Origin of the sequence: Paenisporosarcina quisquiliarum, assembly GCF_027563315.1 — a bacterium.
GTDB classification, from domain to species: Bacteria; Bacillota; Bacilli; order Bacillales_A; family Planococcaceae; genus Paenisporosarcina; species Paenisporosarcina quisquiliarum.
Genome location: NZ_JAMKBJ010000015.1, coordinates 40,602 through 56,586 on the forward strand (window position 1 = coordinate 40,602; position 15,985 = coordinate 56,586).

General features: G+C 39.4%; 20 protein-coding genes and 2 pseudogenes. 8 read left to right on the forward strand and 14 right to left on the reverse strand.

Features of this window, described 5'->3' with window-relative positions:
- Positions 1 to 2 precede the first annotated feature (2 nt).
- The 4 genes and pseudogenes from M9R32_RS14075 to M9R32_RS14090 all read right to left on the reverse strand — a co-directional run bounded on the left by M9R32_RS14075 (position 3) and on the right by M9R32_RS14090 (position 2,762).
- Positions 3 to 524 carry a P-loop NTPase family protein gene (locus tag M9R32_RS14075; RefSeq protein ID WP_269927423.1) on the reverse strand — a complete coding sequence of 174 codons (522 nt, stop codon included), beginning with the start codon at positions 522 to 524 and terminating at the stop codon, positions 3 to 5.
- Positions 525 to 555: 31 nt separating this feature from the next.
- Positions 556 to 1,344, reverse strand: a pseudogene (locus M9R32_RS14080) (phosphotransferase family protein); the annotation flags it as partial.
- A gap of 220 nt (positions 1,345 to 1,564) precedes the next feature.
- Positions 1,565 to 2,398: an STAS domain-containing protein gene (locus tag M9R32_RS14085; protein ID WP_269927385.1), complete on the reverse strand. Its 834-nt coding sequence runs from the start codon at positions 2,396 to 2,398 to the stop codon at positions 1,565 to 1,567.
- Positions 2,399 to 2,564: 166 nt separating this feature from the next.
- Positions 2,565 to 2,762, reverse strand: coding sequence for a hypothetical protein (locus M9R32_RS14090; RefSeq protein WP_269927386.1), 198 nt, complete (start codon positions 2,760 to 2,762; stop codon positions 2,565 to 2,567).
- Positions 2,763 to 3,148: 386 nt separating this feature from the next.
- On the opposite strand from M9R32_RS14090, the gene M9R32_RS14095 reads away from it, so the two are divergent.
- A complete protein-coding gene (locus M9R32_RS14095) occupies positions 3,149 to 3,448 on the forward strand; it encodes a TIGR04104 family putative zinc finger protein (RefSeq protein ID WP_269927387.1) in 300 nt (99 codons plus the stop codon).
- Between the two features lie 71 nt (positions 3,449 to 3,519).
- Here the strand turns inward: M9R32_RS14095 and M9R32_RS14100 are convergent, their stop codons facing one another.
- Both M9R32_RS14100 and M9R32_RS14105 read right to left on the reverse strand, forming a co-directional pair.
- Complete coding sequence (locus M9R32_RS14100) at positions 3,520 to 4,215, reverse strand: ABC transporter ATP-binding protein (protein WP_269927388.1); 696 nt, start codon at positions 4,213 to 4,215, stop codon at positions 3,520 to 3,522.
- A gap of 3 nt (positions 4,216 to 4,218) precedes the next feature.
- Complete coding sequence (locus tag M9R32_RS14105; RefSeq protein ID WP_269927389.1) at positions 4,219 to 5,286, reverse strand: ABC transporter permease; 1,068 nt, start codon at positions 5,284 to 5,286, stop codon at positions 4,219 to 4,221.
- Between the two features lie 184 nt (positions 5,287 to 5,470).
- Here M9R32_RS14105 and M9R32_RS14110 point away from each other — a divergent pair, with 184 nt between their 5' ends.
- The 5 genes from M9R32_RS14110 to M9R32_RS14130 are packed head-to-tail and all read left to right on the forward strand — an operon-like array spanning position 5,471 to position 8,482.
- A complete protein-coding gene (locus M9R32_RS14110; protein WP_269927390.1) occupies positions 5,471 to 5,794 on the forward strand; it encodes a hypothetical protein in 324 nt (107 codons plus the stop codon).
- On the forward strand, positions 5,787 to 6,650 hold the full coding sequence (locus M9R32_RS14115; protein WP_269927391.1) for a CPBP family intramembrane glutamic endopeptidase: 864 nt from the start codon (positions 5,787 to 5,789) through the stop codon (positions 6,648 to 6,650). The genes M9R32_RS14110 and M9R32_RS14115 overlap by 8 nt, the downstream gene beginning before the upstream one ends.
- Before the next feature lie 36 nt (positions 6,651 to 6,686).
- Complete coding sequence (locus M9R32_RS14120; protein ID WP_269927392.1) at positions 6,687 to 7,526, forward strand: CPBP family intramembrane glutamic endopeptidase; 840 nt, start codon at positions 6,687 to 6,689, stop codon at positions 7,524 to 7,526.
- Positions 7,526 to 8,200 carry a hypothetical protein gene (locus M9R32_RS14125; protein ID WP_269927393.1) on the forward strand — a complete coding sequence of 225 codons (675 nt, stop codon included), beginning with the start codon at positions 7,526 to 7,528 and terminating at the stop codon, positions 8,198 to 8,200. Before M9R32_RS14120 ends, M9R32_RS14125 begins: the two co-directional genes overlap by 1 nt.
- Before the next feature lie 15 nt (positions 8,201 to 8,215).
- On the forward strand, positions 8,216 to 8,482 hold the full coding sequence (locus M9R32_RS14130; protein WP_269927394.1) for a hypothetical protein: 267 nt from the start codon (positions 8,216 to 8,218) through the stop codon (positions 8,480 to 8,482).
- A 153-nt stretch (positions 8,483 to 8,635) separates the two neighbouring features.
- Here the strand turns inward: M9R32_RS14130 and M9R32_RS14135 are convergent, their stop codons facing one another.
- Positions 8,636 to 9,232, reverse strand: a complete 597-nt coding sequence (locus M9R32_RS14135; protein WP_269927395.1) for an NADPH-dependent FMN reductase — start codon at positions 9,230 to 9,232, stop codon at positions 8,636 to 8,638.
- 17 nt (positions 9,233 to 9,249) lie between these two features.
- A complete protein-coding gene (locus M9R32_RS14140) occupies positions 9,250 to 10,233 on the reverse strand; it encodes a ring-cleaving dioxygenase (RefSeq protein WP_269927396.1) in 984 nt (327 codons plus the stop codon).
- A gap of 372 nt (positions 10,234 to 10,605) precedes the next feature.
- Between M9R32_RS14140 and M9R32_RS14145 the strand changes: the two genes are divergently transcribed.
- Entirely contained in the window at positions 10,606 to 11,820 is a 1,215-nt protein-coding gene (locus M9R32_RS14145) for an MFS transporter (RefSeq protein ID WP_269927397.1), read from the forward strand.
- Positions 11,821 to 12,022: 202 nt separating this feature from the next.
- Here the strand turns inward: M9R32_RS14145 and M9R32_RS14150 are convergent, their stop codons facing one another.
- Complete coding sequence (locus M9R32_RS14150; RefSeq protein ID WP_269927398.1) at positions 12,023 to 12,781, reverse strand: HAD-IIB family hydrolase; 759 nt, start codon at positions 12,779 to 12,781, stop codon at positions 12,023 to 12,025.
- Between the two features lie 76 nt (positions 12,782 to 12,857).
- Between M9R32_RS14150 and M9R32_RS14155 the strand changes: the two genes are divergently transcribed.
- On the forward strand, positions 12,858 to 13,529 hold the full coding sequence (locus M9R32_RS14155) for a Crp/Fnr family transcriptional regulator (RefSeq protein WP_269927399.1): 672 nt from the start codon (positions 12,858 to 12,860) through the stop codon (positions 13,527 to 13,529).
- A 141-nt stretch (positions 13,530 to 13,670) separates the two neighbouring features.
- On the opposite strand, the pseudogene M9R32_RS14160 reads toward M9R32_RS14155, so the two are convergent.
- The 5 genes and pseudogenes from M9R32_RS14160 to M9R32_RS14180 all read right to left on the reverse strand — a co-directional run.
- Positions 13,671 to 13,807 (reverse strand): annotated as a pseudogene (locus M9R32_RS14160) (spermidine synthase); the annotation flags it as partial.
- Positions 13,808 to 13,834: 27 nt separating this feature from the next.
- Positions 13,835 to 14,149, reverse strand: a complete 315-nt coding sequence (locus tag M9R32_RS14165) for a DMT family transporter (protein ID WP_269927400.1) — start codon at positions 14,147 to 14,149, stop codon at positions 13,835 to 13,837.
- Positions 14,150 to 14,491: a DMT family transporter gene (locus M9R32_RS14170; protein ID WP_269927401.1), complete on the reverse strand. Its 342-nt coding sequence runs from the start codon at positions 14,489 to 14,491 to the stop codon at positions 14,150 to 14,152. It abuts the gene before it with no gap.
- 16 nt (positions 14,492 to 14,507) lie between these two features.
- Positions 14,508 to 15,089 carry a TetR/AcrR family transcriptional regulator gene (locus tag M9R32_RS14175; RefSeq protein ID WP_269927402.1) on the reverse strand — a complete coding sequence of 194 codons (582 nt, stop codon included), beginning with the start codon at positions 15,087 to 15,089 and terminating at the stop codon, positions 14,508 to 14,510.
- 292 nt (positions 15,090 to 15,381) lie between these two features.
- Positions 15,382 to 15,909, reverse strand: a complete 528-nt coding sequence (locus M9R32_RS14180; protein ID WP_269927403.1) for a P-loop nucleotide/nucleoside kinase family protein — start codon at positions 15,907 to 15,909, stop codon at positions 15,382 to 15,384.
- Positions 15,910 to 15,985 lie beyond the last annotated feature (76 nt).

The following is a 15,985-nucleotide window of genomic DNA, read 5'->3' on the forward strand; positions in this document are numbered from 1 at the left end:
TTCTACTTCTTTACGTTCTCCAAATACGCTTGAATTTCTTTTTTACTCTTCAACGTAATGACTTGTTTGGCAGGGCCTGTTTTCAGGAAGTTTTGAAGACGATCATTCATTTTTTGCTTTCTTGGATAGTAGGTTGTGATGATAAATTTAATGAATGCCCAATCGAGTTTTTCTTCACAGCCAGCTGTCATATCTGGCCTCGTTTTCCCGAGGTTCATTAACCAACGCTTGACGACCCGGAAGAGACACACTTGTAGAGGCAGTTCCAAGTAGATCATAGTATCGGCATGTGCTGCTCGAAGGTCAAATGTATTGGTGTAGTTCCCTTCGATAATCCATTGATCTTGAATGACGATTTCCTGTTGGGCTTTTGTAAATTCCTCTAGGGAAGCTTCCACCCAGTTAGGTTTCCAAAATAGCTTATCTAAATGGACTACGGGAAGATTCAAGGATTCACCTAATTTTCGTGCAAATGTTGACTTCCCAACGCCAGCTGATATCCCAATGACCATTATTTTTTTCATCATGTGGACCCTCTCTTTAATGCACCTGGTGTTATCTATATGCCTGTATTCCATTCTCAAATGCTTCGGCATCGTTGTTGTCTAATCCGTGTAAGGCTTCTTGCAAAGCAAACGTACTCCGATAGAAATGGACTCGTTGTGCAATTTCTTTCCCATTTGGATAAAGAGCGATGCATCGATTGAAAAAGTCTTCTCCATAGCTCGAAAGGATTCCGGCCAAATCATAGGCAGGGTCGCCTATACCCGCTCCACCAAAATCAATAATGCCTGAAATTCGGTTTTCTTGTGGATTCCATAAAATGTTCGAACATCCGAAGTCACCATGGATTAAGGTAGGTATGACTTGAAGATCATCGTTTAAGAACGATTCAAATCGATGCGATACCTGGTCCTGTGCATCCTTTCGCATAAACGGATAAAGCTTGGTTTGAATGTTCTTAAACAATTCACCGATTTCTTCTTGTGGAGTTTTCACTTGTTTCTGACCCAGTCCAGAAATCGACTCAAGTGGTGTGGCATGCAGTTCCACCAGAAATGAAACGAGTTGTGCGGCAAGTTGACTCACGGTTTCTTCATTCTCGATTTTTAAGAAGTCTTGCTTCCACAAATGGGTACCTTCTATTAAATGGTATCCTGTAAAAACCATGCCGACTTCTCTTGGTTCGAATGATTGATACCGTGGATAAGGTGTCGGCAACTTCAATCGGTTATGTATTGCTTCCAAAATTGCCGTCTCTCGATTTAATTGCTCGATTCCTTTTTCATACTTTGGAAAACGGAAAACCAGTGATTTGTTTACCATCAACACAACGTTATTTTGTCCATTTTCATTTTGTTCTCATTGGTTAACGACTAGGTCCGGATTGAATGCGCTCTATGTAACTCTTCATTCCTACCCACCCTTTAACGTTCTTTCATACTCCTCCTTTGATTTAACCAAAACATTTGCTTAAAGCCAATCATTTCCTATAAAAAAAAGCCGAACGAAGTTTCCTTCGCTCAGCTCGTGCATTGTTCTAAATATGGTACTGGATATATGGTTATTGCTTATCTGGATTAATTAAATAGATATTTAATGCTTGTTGTAATGTACCGTATGTTTTGGTGTCTTTATCGAATTTGATGCCGAGTGTCAGCATTTTTCTGACGACATCCGCTCGTAATCCTGTGATGACGGTGCGGCAGCCCATCATGGATGAACCATCAATCGTTTTCATTAAATGATCGATGACTTCCGACTCCATGTCGGCAATACCGGATAGGTCCATAATTAATGTTTGGATACGCAGTCTTCCAACTTCCGTTAATACTTTTTCTTCTAGGATGCTATTGCGGAAAGAATCGACCGCTCCAATCAAAGGTAAAATAGAAATCGTAGAAGTGATTGGAATCACCGGTACCGATAAGTTCTGCACCAGTTCTTTTTGAGCAGTTAACAACTGATCTTTATAAGACGAGTAGTCAATAAAGAATGAGTTCAAAAATTGGTCAATCAGGGTGTTTATTCGTTTCTCTAAATTGAAAAAATGACCTTTTAATATATCGGGTGTACCTTCATTAAATTCTCGAACAAATTTCCAAATCGTTCTGCGAATGGCTTGTACCCATTCTAGTTTGAAAGATACCGCCAAAGAATGCGTAGCCCATGCGATTCCTTCTTGCCTTGCAAACGCTTGAAGTTCTGTTTCGCGCCCTTCCAGCACATAAAAAACAAGCCGATGCGCATTGTTGATGAGGTCGATATCTCCGACTCTTAAAATATCATTTATTTTATCTTTCACATTCACCGCTTCTTCAATTAAGTTGCATTCGAACTGTTGCTTGTTTTCTTGAAAGTATGCCTTCAGTTCCGTATCCAAAATTGTAGTTACCATTTTAATCCCCCTTAAAATTAATAACGAACTTTGACTTACTTATATCCTCTTAAATAAACCATATAATAACATTGTTAACAAAGGTCTAATCTTCTATTTTCAGACAATTGACCTAGTATTTTCTACCCAATCAAGTTTATACCCTGTTTTTAATCCGCTAAACCTATTAAATTTTTGTTTTTCCGAAACCATTTCCTCCCAATTTCGTATAAGTAGGAAAAGAGGTGAAGGACACAATGATAAAGAAAATATTCATGGTCACCAGCATTCTTGTGGTCACCGCTGCTCTCTTTTGGTTAGGGAATTTGGGCACACCATCTCCTGGCTCAACCTCTGGAAATGGAAATCCAGCAATACTTTTCATGGGGATACTTCTAGTGCTGTTTTTCTTCTTGGTGTACTTGTGGAAACGAATTATAGATGCCTTACGTCTCACGCGCACTACTAAACTTATAGTAATCGCAGCGAACATCGCTCATTTTATTCTCGGCATCCTGTATCAACGAAGTGCTTTCCTGGCCTATCGTCAGGTCATTGCCAATGCGAATGAAAAAGAATATGGCTACGTGGATTGGGTGTATATTGATCAAATTACATCTTTCCAGTCGTTGTCCATTCACCTCAACAATCAGTACTTCAACGTTAATACATTTCTACTGTTTTGTTCCTTATCCATTTTACTTGCACTGTCCTGGAATCTTATCAGTAATAGGAATCCGTCGGTAAATACCTTGAAAAGGAATGATCAACTTGGGCATACAAAAATGTGAGCGTTGTACCCACCGATTCAGCTGGAGCAAAATTTATAAGTCTAATACCTATCTGTATAAACCCATCAAATGCAGCCAATGCGGCACAGAACATCGGGTACTGTATACTTCAAGAATTGTCGCGTCTATCATGGTTGTCTTACCGATTTACCTTCTTGGTTTCTTTTTAGCTTCTCAATGGGAAATCTCTACAGGTTACACGATTTTAAGCATGGTTTCGATCGGCATTATTTCTACTCTCATTCTTCCGTATGTAATGAAGTATCAAGCCATTAATTAAAATCAAAAAACCATCCCCTTTACAGCAACTACTGTGCAGGGAATGGTTTTATTTACGTGTTATCTAATAAATTAATGAATTTCTTCTTCAACCGGTTTCGCTTCAAGCTTGATATCGCCATCGACCATTTTGTATACCTTGTCACAGTAACTGATGAGACGCGTATCGTGTGTAACAACGATGGTGGTCGTGTTTTTATTTTTCGTTTCTCTTTGCAGCAGCTCCATCACTTCATAAGCGCGGTCCGAGTCGAGTGAAGCAGTCGGTTCGTCTGCAAGTAAAATCGATGGGTTACTATAAAGCGCTTTGGCAATCGCCACGCGTTGACGTTCCCCGCCTGATAAATCAGCCGGGTACTTGTGTCGCAAGTCGCTGATCCCGAGGTCTTCATACAGTTGCTCGAGTTCTTGTTTCGTCATATTGCCTTTTTTAACGTTATCAAGCAGCTTCATTTGATTGTTCACTGTCAGGAAAGGCACTAGGTTTGATGCTTGCAAAATGAAGCCAATTTCCTTCAGACGGATTTTAGAGCGTTTCTTCTCGCTCATATCGGTGATATTGTTTGCGTTAATGATGACATCGCCTTCACTCGGCGTCTGTAAACCACCCGCGATGGTCAGGAATGTACTTTTCCCCGATCCAGACGGTCCGATGACGGCAATCAGTTCTCCTTTTTCAGCTGTGAACTGTGTTTCTTTCAATGCTTCTACTTTTTTATGTCCCGTGCCAAACGTTTTCTTCACGTTTTTCAATTCTAGAATCGCCATGAGTTAACCCCCTATCGCTTTCAATGGATCAATTTTCACAATGGTCAAGACCGAGAATACCGCGCCTAAAATCGCCACGACAATGAGAACCAATCCATAGAGAAGCATTGTCGGGATATCAAAGGATACTGGAACCGCTGCCGGTAGGAACGCACCTGTTAATAACGTCAGCCCAAAGCCTACTGCAACCCCAACCGCTGCCAAGATGAATGTTTGTGCAATGACGGAACGTGACAGGTAGCCATTTGAAATCCCCTGTGCTTTCATAACGCCGAACAGACTGATTTTTTGCACCGTCAGGACATATAGGAAAATCGCCACGATGACAGATGAAATGACGAATAAAAAGTAAATCATGAATGACAGCGTTAAATTTTGTTCCGTATAACCTGGCAAGTTCTGAATGAATTCTTCCATTTCAATGGTTTCTAAGTCTTCATTGTCCGTAACGGATTTCAAATCATTTGTTCTCAGGACAACGCCATTGATCTGGTCATCATTTTGTTCCGCCGCTTCCCCGAATTTCACACGGTGGAAAGTGGCCATTTCACCATATAGTACAGGAGCTGCATTGAACCGTGCATCTTCCGTAAATCCGACGATCGTCAATTTTTCATCGGTAGAAGAAAGTTCCAGTTCATCCCCTATTTGAAAGCCTTCTTCTTTTAATGAATCACTTGCTATGACTTCGTTTTCACCGTTGAACGCTTCACCTTCCGTGACATCAGGCATGATGAACTCGTCTTTCTCGATGCCGAAGATGGCAACATTCGCTTTGATGTCTCCTGAAGTCGCGATGGCATTCAACTGTCCAAGAACAGCGACATTATCTGCTTCAATATCATCCAGTTGATCAAGCGTCATGGATGACTGCGGCATGCTTTTATCTGACTCACTTGTCAGGACAATGCCATCCCCTTGCCATTTATCCACCGCTTCCCTATTCAAGTTTTCAAGCCCGCTTGCCAATCCCGATAGGAAAAAGACGAGATAGGAGACAAGCATTAAAACACCTGTGATCAACAGAAAGCGCAGTTTGTTCTTTTTAATTTCATTCCAAGCCAAAAACATCGTTTCACTTCCATTCTTTTCGTAATTTTTTAGTTTTGTAGTCTACATTATCAGTATGTTAAGTACCTTACATAATTACAACTAATAAGCCTGACAAATGTGTCGGAAATAAATTTAGTACTATTATGGTAGAATAATCCATATACATATTTTTCTAAAATTTCACGATTAGGACGGTGACCAAGTGAAAAAACGTATTTTAATCGTACTTCTTGCCATTTCTGTAGTGGGATTCATTTTCAGTATGTACAATTTGCTTCATGAATCTAAGGCGAAGGCCTTGTCAGTAGCATATATAGAAGAAACTTATCAGTGTGAGAATGATTTGAGAGCCACTATATATGGGAAGGACGATGACTATTATGCGGTTTCTGTTCGCTCAAATGACGATCTATCAAAATCCTTTTACCTGAAAATACGTTTGTCCATGTGGTTTCAACTAGAAGAGATTTTGGATGCGTCTGAATACAATGAGGCTAATTCTTGCGAGGAGGACCTAGATGTTTAAAGAGATGAAAATACGTGTTTTTGTTGGCTTGATGATTGTCTTTGCAGTCGTAGCGGAATGGATTTTAACCATGTACGACCTTCCTGAAATCCACAAACGCCTAATTTCAGATTTCGTTACGTTTGAAACAGTGGCTTTGTTGTTTTTTGGCTATTACTTTTATAAGCAGAAGACACCTTTACATACCGTGGTTTCTGAGGGCAGAGAGAAGATTTCGGTTCTATCCATCCTAGGGATTGCCCTTATTTTCAATGTCTTTTCACTGACTTCTTATTGGTTCTACCTTTATATACAGTATTCTTTAGTCACCTTGAATCCCTTTGTCATTCTACATCCGACTGGAAGTCCGTTTTTGTTAATTTTCATGATGATCACGTCGACGTTAACCGCCCCCATTTCTGAAGAATTCGTCTTTCGTGGCCTCTTGTTGAACCGTTTAATTAAGAAAACAAATATGTGGCTCGGCATTCTGATTTCAAGTTTGGCTTTTGCGTCTGTGCATATGCAGTGGGAAAAATTGTTTGCTACTTTTCTTTTTGGTGTTATTGCATCACTCATCTATTTAAAGACGAAAAGTTTATTCGTTCCAATTCTCCTTCACATTGTTCATAATGCAATTGTCTTTATTCAAACGTCCATATTCCCCGCTTGGACCGAATCCCTTTTCTTAGCAAGTTCTGATGATATCCATGTCAACGTTGTCCTGAAAAGCACGTTACTTGTGATTAGTTTCCTATTGATGATTTTCATCATCGTGTATCTGGCAAGAAGCATATACTCCGATAGACGAAAAGTAGCTGAAAAATCGCAGCCAGAGGAATTTCCTTTTCAACCCGAAACCATTTCCTCCCAATAACGTATAGGTAAGTAGAGAAAGATAGGGGTTGAGTGAATGTTTGAAGAGATGAAGACGCGTTATTTTATCGGTTTGTTCCTTCTGTTGAGCATAGTATTTGGGATTCTTTTTGGGGTAATCTCCCTTTTCATGCCAAATGGCGATGAATTTATTGAAGCTGGAATTACACTTGTTTTGTATGTCGTAACACCGGTTTTGTTCTTCTGGTACCATTTCCGAAATCAAGGTCGGTCTGTTCGTGAAGTGGTATTTAAAGAAGGGGCTGTTGAGTGGTTGCCTCGTTTACTTGGCATTGTTGTGATTTCCATCGCTTTTTCAATAAGTGTATTTTGGCTACAATTATTTGCTTTGTACCCATTGTTTCCGGGCTTTGTAGATTTCTTGTTAGACCCCGTTCCGATGGCGGAAAACCCGGTTTATTTAGGCATTATGCTGATCAGTATCGCCATTATTGGTCCCATTGCAGAGGAATTTATCTTCCGTGGTGTTTTATTGCACCGCATGATGAAGAAAACGTCGATGTGGGGTGGCATCATCATTTCTAGCATTCTGTTCGGGATTTTGCACGCCGATATATTTGGCGCATTTATTTTTGGTGTCATCGCTTCTCTTCTATATATAAAGACACGCAATTTATTAATTCCGATTTTGTTGCATATCATCAATAATTCGATTGCCGTCATTTGGACGTACGTTGCACCGACTTGGCCGAAATGGGGCATACTGAATAGCTCTGAATTATATGAGAAAGCGTTACCGAACGCCATTGTCCTCGTCATCAGTTCTGTTTTAATCGGATGGGTAATAGTGCAATTAAAGAAAGGGTTACCGAAGAAAGCGAATATTGAAGAATCGTTAGAAGAAGGAACTCCATGATGAAGAATCAACAAAAAATTGTCCGAAACAGTAAAAAGTTGATTATGGGGATTGGCTTGATGGTGTTGGTGATGATTCTAAACTTTCCTTTCCCCCATGCAGAGCCTTTTGTTGCAGGGAATGCGTCTGCGATGAATATTCCGATCATGGATCGGGATGGTTACAAGTATGGCGGCCTCCTACTACTCGTTTTATTTATTTTAGGTGTCTACTTACTTGCGAGTTCACTCGAAAGATATCGTGCTCGACTTGTTATTCTGGCCATTGCCTTATACGCAATCTTGCCCTTTTTCTTCATTAACATCTACCAAAATACAGTAGCCTCTGGTATTTACGCTATACATTATGAATCGGACTCCAGCCAATGTGAATTTGAGAAATTGGATGAGACGAGGATGAAAGTCCAGTGTCAGTTACCATTTGAGAACTTAAGTGAAAAAGCAGTTACTTTTGACGTTTCATTTGCTAACCAAGTGTTGTTTGAAGAACGATTCAATGTGATTCCTTTAATCAATGAAAATGGCCCCTATCCCGTTACACTTCAAGGCCATGAATCAAAGTTAGTGTTTATAAAAACCGAAGTGGAATTATCCAAATTAAAAGGTTTATCTGGTGGAACCGCGCATCAAGTACACATTGAAATATCGGAAGGAAATAAAATGAGACGATTATAAAGGATGGTGTTTAAAATGACATTTGGGAAAGCTGTTGCTGCATTCATTTCCGCGTGGCTCATTAGTCAATTCACGTATTTGCAATTAGAGTTTTTCCAATACAATTTGTTCAGTGACGGTCAATTTGTTTGGGCAGCCCTTTTCAAATTTGTGTTGGATGTTCTGCTGTTTGTTATTCTTTATGTCGGCATGTATTATTCGATCTCATTCATCCAAAGTTGGCGCATGCGTGCACGGTATGAAGCCGGTCAAAAAGAGCGTGCGAAGGAGAAAAAATCTTAACGGCATGCGGTGAAGATTCAGTTGTTCAGATTAATCCGTTTACATGCCCAAAGCGAACACTTCGCTATCATTGATTACCACATATGAAGCCAGAATAAAAACACAAAACGTGCATGAGTTCATGCACGTTTTGTGTTTTGTTTTAAACTAAGTTTATTGACGAATCGTTTTTAATGCAGTTGCCCAAGGGATAACTTGATCAAGCATTTGGTTGACGGAATCCGCTTGGACTGGAGCCGCTTTCAGTTCCGCTCCGTTTTCAAAGTCCGTGAATAAAGACAATGCAGGATGTACGCGTACATCTGCTACCAATAATTCTCCTAAGATTCCACGTAAATGTTCTGCCGCACGAGCGCCTCCGACTGAACCGTATGAAACGATGCCAGCTGCTTTGTTGTTCCATTCTACGCGCAAGTAATCCAATGCGTTCTTAAGTGCCCCTGTAATCGAGTGGTTGTATTCTTGTACGATGAATACGAATCCGTCCTGTGCTGCGACTGCTTCAGACCACGCAGCTGCACCAGAAGCGTCTGCACCGGTTTCACCAAGTAACGGCAACTTATAATCCGCGATGTCGATGATTGTATAGTTCGCGTCTCCGCGCTTGTCTGCCAATTCTTTTACCCAGTTTCCTACTTGTGGGCTTAAGCGTCCTTCGCGTGTTGAACCTAGAATAATTCCGATGTTTAATTTTGTCATTGTTGTTTCCTCCTCTTTTTTTGTTCCAAATAGTCTATTGAAAATTCTCATTTTGTTCTTTCATCTCCCTACAAATACTCTTTATCGATGGTTAATGTACTGCGAACGGTGTCGATCGGACGGACCATTTGTTCAATCTGTACGCGTTTTGATTCCAAGAATGGAGGCAAGGATAGTTTTTCTCCTACCGTTTCGTATGGTTCATCCCCCATAAAGCCTGGGCCGTCTGTTGCCCATTCAAAAAGAATTCCTTGTGCCACGCGAGCGTAAAGTGATTCAAAGAAGAAACGATCGACATAGCCGGATGTGTTGAATCCGAATTGTTCCATGCGGTCGATCCATTCCTGCAAGACGTTGGTATCGGCCACACGGAATGCCGCATGATGGATAGTACCGAACCCTTGGTGTCCACGAGGGAGCAAGATGTTATGTTCCACAATTACTTGAGCCCCGTTACCGCCTTCTCCCACTTCGAAGAGATGGAAGGAACCTTCTTTTGCGATTTCGCGCATCAGCATCGCTTTTTCCAATACTTCTTTCAACTGATCAAATTCCGCAACGCGAATGTGAATCGGACCCAAGCCTGTGATTGCATATTCCAATGGCACCGGACCATTTTGCCAAGGTGTTCCTGATGCTACTCCTTCGTTGTGCTCGTCTGAAATCAACATGTATTGCTGATCATCAAAGTCAACGAACGAAATGGTTTTCTTGCCGAACACTTCTTGGATGCCTTTGTGTTTCACTTCGTATTTATCGAAACGCTTAATCCAGTAGTCTAATGCTTCATCAGTCGGGACACGGAATGCTGTTTTATAAATTTCGTTCGTTCCATGTGACCCTTTCTGGATGCCTGGAAAATCAAAAAACGTCATATCCGTACCGGCAGAGCCTTTGTCATCTGCAAAGAATAAATGGTACGTCTGTATGTCATCCTGATTCACTGTTTTCTTTACCAATCGCATGCCTAAGAAATACGTAAAGAATTCATAGTTCTTTTCAGCGCTACTGGTAATCGCGGTTACATGATGGATTCCTTTTATTTCGTTCATTAAAAATCCGCTCCTTTTAGGTGATTATATAATTATCTCGAATTCGAGATATATGGTTAAAAAAATTTAAACTTCAATTAGAAAGCAACTCAGCTTAATGATGTTTACTTTAATATTAATGGCAATTCCATTTGAATTATCTTGAATTAATTTATCTTTAATTCGAGATAATAATATCATGTATTTTTTTAAAAGTAAACACTTTGATTTCAAATTGCTGAGAAACGGCAGGAAATGGTTGTCGGTATCCAGTGTGGTATGAAATTTACAGTGTCCCAAAAATTTTGGGTCTCGAAGCACTTGTATTCCCCTAGGACACGTTTATAATTCAAAACATATCCACCTATTCTTTATATTATGACGGAGATTCATATGAGACCCTATAACGAGAAAATTAGTATTTATAACGGTATGGCTTCGACCGTTGCCATGAATTTTTCCAATAACTTCTTTCCAATATTTGCGATTACCATTCTGAATGCGACCAATTACCAAGTCGGGTTGATCAGTTCCTTGCCTCCATTGGTGGCTTTATTGATGACCATTCCCGCAGCCATTTTGGTGAACCGAGCGCACGAATATAAAAAACTAGTGTCGCTGTCAATCGTCCTGGCACGCGTTATGTTCTTATTAATTGTCGTGCTTGTTTACTTACCTACCGAGTCTATGCAAGCATGGGCATTCCTCGGCATTATCGCCTTTATGAGCATACCGAATACGGTGGCGAATATCGGTTGGCAGACATTGATCAGCGGCATGATTAACGAGTCGCGGCGTGGCGAGTTCTTTAGTGACCGTAATCGTTTACTGACGATGGTTGGTCTTATATCCACTTTGCTTATTGGCATCGTGATGAAGGACTTTTCGGAGAACACCACAGCCTATCAAGTCTTATTTGCCATTGCTTTCGGCTTTGGCTTGGTTGAAGCTTTTTTAATGATGAAGCATAAAGAAAATCCTTCTATTGCGGAAGGTCCGGTATTGAAAAAGAAATTGATGGATTGGTCCATTTTCAAGCATTCCAATTATGTATGGTTTTTAGTCGCAGCATTGTTTTTCAACTTTGCTTGGCAAATGGCATGGGGAATTTTCAATATTTATCATGTGCGTGTAGTTGGGGCAACGATTTTTTGGATCAGTATGTTTTCCGCGGGTAATATGTTGATGCAGATATTGACGTTCCCGCTATGGAAGAAATGGGCGGAGCGCAAATCGAATGTCCGTGTCTTCGTATGGGCCGCTATCGGGATGGCGACTACTCCCTTTTTAACGGTGTTATCAACAAATTTGTATTATTTAACTGCGGTCCAAACCATATCTGGCTTCTTCTTGTCTGGAGTCGTTTTACTTTTGTTCAATCTGTTACTTGAACAATCACCTGAAGCGACTCGCACGTACTGCATCACCACATACAACGTACTGCTAGCATTCATGGCATTTCTTGCGCCACAAGTCGGGATCTGGCTGTTGAATATATGGGGAGTCGAAAATGCCATGTATTTGAACTCGGGGCTTAGACTGTTAAGTGCCGCGTTGTTTTACGCCGTGTATGTCCGCTATGGAAGAACGCCTAAAATGACGATTTAAGATGATTGCAATTAAAACGGTTGATACCGCTACTCTATAGTTGTAACCCGTATCAGTAATTTAGTATAACTCTCATAAATCATTCGTGAATTACACTAAAAAAAGGAAGACCAAGTGCTGAAAATTAAGCAACTTGGTCTTCCTTTTTCCGATAATGGACAATAAGTAAACTGGTGATTCTTAAATTTTGTATTAATGCGGACTATATAACTTCAATCTCTTGAGCAAGATATTTCTCACTCATGTGCAATATCATTTTTGCTACATCATCCGATGCGACTTGTAAACTTGCGGCTTCTTGGGCGATGGGGTGATTTCCTATACAGATGCTTTCTTTTGCAGCTTTAAACATGCAGATGTCATTTGAGTCATTACCAAATGCAATAAATTCTTTCTCTTTAACTCCTATTTGCTGCAGCCCTGCCCACTTGTCAATTCCTTGAGGACTTAAATCAAGTATTCCTTCGTTTTGATGAAGGTGTAAGGTTAAAGAGAGGGCTTCAAGACTTCTTTGTATCTCTGGGTTGCTCGTAAAAAGAACCACTTTCACTATATTTTCCAGTAAATCAATCGGAATATTTTTAGCATTCTTCAAGGGGTCGATATTTTTATAAATCGGATGGGTCAGCTCTCCGGTATAGCTATAATCCCAGCTGCTATCAATCAAATAAGAAATTTGGTACGTATCAATAATGTTAAATAGTTGTTGGCAAGTACCTGTATCAAAACTATTCACTTCAATAGAGCCACCAACAGTTCGAAAAGCGCCGTTTCCCCCGACCATTCTAAAATGATGATATTTTTCCGGTAACACTGGCAGTAAGTCACGTATCGGTCTTGCAGATGCAAAGATAATTTCATGTCCCATTGCCTGGGATTCATCTAAAGCAGCACAAATTTCTTGCGTTAAGGGTTGTCCTTTAAAACAAATGGTTCCATCAAGATCGAATACAAAATTCATGATAAGTCACCTCACTAATATCTTATCTAATCTTTGCTATACTAAAAAGGACATCTGTCCGAAAGGTGAAATACTGATGAAACTTATAGAAATCCAAACATACATCAAAGAATATCAACTTCATGTGCTTATACCCTATATAGAGTTCATTCAATTAAAAACATTTGGAGCTGGCGATCAAATCTTACACGAGGGCGCTGAAATCGATGGACTTTACTTACTTGTAGATGGAAAATGCCGTATAGCTACCAATGAAATTACAGGAAAATCACTCTTACTCCGTTTCTGTTCTCCCTTTTCCATTTTGGGAGATATCGAGTGTTTTCAAAACGTGCCAGTTCAATCTGAAGTACACGCCGAGGAGGGATGCACATTTCTTTTTATCCCAATCGATCAGTATAAGTATTCCCTATCTCTTGAACCTGACTTTTTACAACTACTATTAAAAGAATTGGCTTATAAACTGCAGACGTGCACAACTGCTTCCCGCGTCAATTTGTTGGCTTCTGCAGAAACAAGACTCGCAAGTTATTTATGTACTATAAAAATAGATAATAAGTTTGCGAAACAACTCGCAACCAATAATATAGAAGAAATCGCTTCGCTAATAGGCATTACTCCTCGTCATTTAAATCGAGTTATAAAAAAGTGGCATGAAAATGGTATTCTCCAAAAAACAAGGTCCCAACTGATTATCAATGATTGGCCAATCGTCGAAAGGTTATCAGAAGGCATTCGATACGAATAAAAATCTCATCTAGATCTTAATGAAATACCAGTTCATAAAGGTACACTTTTACGAACTAACTCTTGTGGGTAATAAGAAAAAGCCATTCTCAAAGGGATAGCTTTTCTTGATCTAAAACTATTGTTTTCCTTGTTCCTTGTTCAATAACATATTGCCAAATTGCTCAGTTTGAATCATGTCCAATTTCTGGAATTCTGTTTGTTCAGTGTGAAGCACTGTTTTTACCCTTGCCTAATACCAAAGGATTCTGTTTGCTTTTCGGTAAACCATACTTCCATTTCAATTCCTCCGTTAATCTATCACTATTATGTTGTTAATTTTAATCCGACTACTGCCGCAATAATAATTCCGATAAATGCAATGCGTTTCCAATCTTTAGGGTCCCCATAAAACAACATTCCTACGAGTGTCCCCCCTATTGTTCCAATTCCAGTCCATACAGCATAGGCAAGACCCATTGGGAGGCTTTTCATGGCTAAAGCCAATAAAATAAAACTTGCAGCAAAACCAATTATTAATGTTAGGAAGGATACAATACTCTTTTTTTTATTAACTAAGTTCATACCATTCACACCAACTACTTCAAACGCTCCGGCCAAAATAAGATATATCCACGCCATTTATGCAGCACCTTCTTTCTGATCCGATTCTGTTGTGACCAGCTTAAGGCAAATCACTCCCACCAGGAGCAAAAGTATAAATCCTATTTTAATCCAACTAAATGGTTCTCCGAAAAAAATGATCTCAACCAATACCGTACCTGCTGTTCCAATTCCAGTAAATACAGCATAGGCGGTAGCTACAGGCACCTTTTTTGTAGCAGCCATCAGAACTATGAAAGATAAGATGATAAGAAGAAGGGTTCCACTCCAAGTAAGCAAGTCATCTGAATGCTTCAACCCCATAGCCCAAAAGATTTCAATAATACCAGCGAAAACGACAAGTAACCAATTTCTATTCATAATTCCTCCTAATTATCTATTTTATGGACAATCCAAGCCAAAAAAGATACCAAGAAGCATCTAATCTTTTCTCCAAACGTATGGGACCCCCATATAACATTTCAACGAATATACCATCTAATACACCTAAAAAGGCCGCAGTTACTCTCTCCTTTTCGATAGCTGAACTAATTTCCCCTTTTTTTATAGCTTCATCAATAATAGGTAGCAAATAATCTTCTAACTTATCCAGATACTCATAAACCTTCTGCATCACCTGGCTATTCAAATGGCTAGGAGGGTAGAAGGCCGTGCGAAGCCAAAACCTGGCGGAATCGTGTTTCTCATATCGAACTTTTGATTCAATGAGAAAATCATATAGGAATTCCTTTATATGGCTATCCTGTTTCTTTTCAATAAAATCTAAAACAAATTCTAATTCGTTCTCATATGTCTCATTACATAGTAAGAGAAATAGCTCGTCTTTACTTTTGAAATGAGTGTATATCGATTGTTTTTTAATCCCTACATCATTCGCAATATTGGCTAATGAAGTCCCTTCATAGCCATTTTGAGCAAAGTATTTAAGAGCGATTTCCTTTATTTGTTCCGCAGTCATACGCTTACCCCTTCCGAACGTTCGTAAGGTTAATATAACTCTGATTCTTAATCGTGTCAATGCATTGTATCTCTCAATCAAAAAAACACTAATCCCTGTTTGGATTAGTGAAACTAATATTTCATAATTATTAAACCTATAGTCTTCTTTAATTTCCTTATTCTTCAACTAATCTGCAATGTTAGTTAAACAAAAAAATGCTTACCCCACATCGAAGTAAAGCACACCTGTTGAACTAGAATACAGTATTTACCTACTTGAAGTAAGTCTTAATGGGATCTATTTGATTGGTCTAATTACTAATTACAATCTCTCCTTCACCAATTGGAACTTCAAAACCATTTAGGTAAGAAGTTAAAAGTTCTTCTGAAATAGGAAAAGAATTTGCATCAAAATTTTTGTTACGTAACTTAAGTCGTTCACGTAAATCACTTGGACGAACTTTTAAATAGATAAGTTTCCATTTACCGCCAGAATCCTCTATAAGTTTTTTATATTGGTTCCTTCTTACACGATCCCAAAAACTGAAGTCAATTACTACCTGTTGTTTATCGTGAATTAACTTTATTAAACGGATGCGTAATTTTCTTTCTGCCTCTTTCCTGTATTCTTCAAATTTATCCATTGGGAAATCAATCCCCCAACGACCATTAGTAGCCCATATTTCTTCATCAATAGAAAGACGTACAAAACCTTCCTTTTGTAATCGTTGTGAAAAAGTGGTTTTCCCAGAACCAGCCACACCACACATCATCACCACTAAAGGAGTTGCATCATTACGTTCGCGATGAATTAAGTCAAAATTAAACTTTTCAAACATCTGCATATTCCCCCACATTTTTTGATGTGAATTCTTACATTACCTTGCGTTAATTATTTAGCGGTTCTTTCAAGTT

Coding starts and splice junctions, on each gene's coding strand:
- M9R32_RS14155 (WP_269927399.1), top strand. CDS start 12,858: ATGAAACTTATAGAAATCCAAACATACATCAAAGAATATCAACTTCAT.
- M9R32_RS14100 (WP_269927388.1), bottom strand. CDS start 4,215: ATGGCGATTCTAGAATTGAAAAACGTGAAGAAAACGTTTGGCACGGGA.
- M9R32_RS14075 (WP_269927423.1), bottom strand. CDS start 524: ATGAAAAAAATAATGGTCATTGGGATATCAGCTGGCGTTGGGAAGTCA.
- M9R32_RS14150 (WP_269927398.1), bottom strand. CDS start 12,781: ATGAATTTTGTATTCGATCTTGATGGAACCATTTGTTTTAAAGGACAA.
- M9R32_RS14135 (WP_269927395.1), bottom strand. CDS start 9,232: ATGAGAATTTTCAATAGACTATTTGGAACAAAAAAAGAGGAGGAAACA.
- M9R32_RS14180 (WP_269927403.1), bottom strand. CDS start 15,909: ATGTTTGAAAAGTTTAATTTTGACTTAATTCATCGCGAACGTAATGAT.
- M9R32_RS14175 (WP_269927402.1), bottom strand. CDS start 15,089: ATGACTGCGGAACAAATAAAGGAAATCGCTCTTAAATACTTTGCTCAA.
- M9R32_RS14115 (WP_269927391.1), top strand. CDS start 5,787: ATGTTTAAAGAGATGAAAATACGTGTTTTTGTTGGCTTGATGATTGTC.
- M9R32_RS14120 (WP_269927392.1), top strand. CDS start 6,687: ATGTTTGAAGAGATGAAGACGCGTTATTTTATCGGTTTGTTCCTTCTG.
- M9R32_RS14165 (WP_269927400.1), bottom strand. CDS start 14,149: ATGGCGTGGATATATCTTATTTTGGCCGGAGCGTTTGAAGTAGTTGGT.
- M9R32_RS14130 (WP_269927394.1), top strand. CDS start 8,216: ATGACATTTGGGAAAGCTGTTGCTGCATTCATTTCCGCGTGGCTCATT.
- M9R32_RS14085 (WP_269927385.1), bottom strand. CDS start 2,398: ATGGTAACTACAATTTTGGATACGGAACTGAAGGCATACTTTCAAGAA.
- M9R32_RS14140 (WP_269927396.1), bottom strand. CDS start 10,233: ATGAACGAAATAAAAGGAATCCATCATGTAACCGCGATTACCAGTAGC.
- M9R32_RS14105 (WP_269927389.1), bottom strand. CDS start 5,286: ATGTTTTTGGCTTGGAATGAAATTAAAAAGAACAAACTGCGCTTTCTG.
- M9R32_RS14170 (WP_269927401.1), bottom strand. CDS start 14,491: ATGAATAGAAATTGGTTACTTGTCGTTTTCGCTGGTATTATTGAAATC.
- M9R32_RS14090 (WP_269927386.1), bottom strand. CDS start 2,762: ATGAAAAGTATTGCTGGATTTCCATTTCCAGAGGTTGAGCCAGGAGAT.
- M9R32_RS14125 (WP_269927393.1), top strand. CDS start 7,526: ATGAAGAATCAACAAAAAATTGTCCGAAACAGTAAAAAGTTGATTATG.
- M9R32_RS14145 (WP_269927397.1), top strand. CDS start 10,606: ATGAGACCCTATAACGAGAAAATTAGTATTTATAACGGTATGGCTTCG.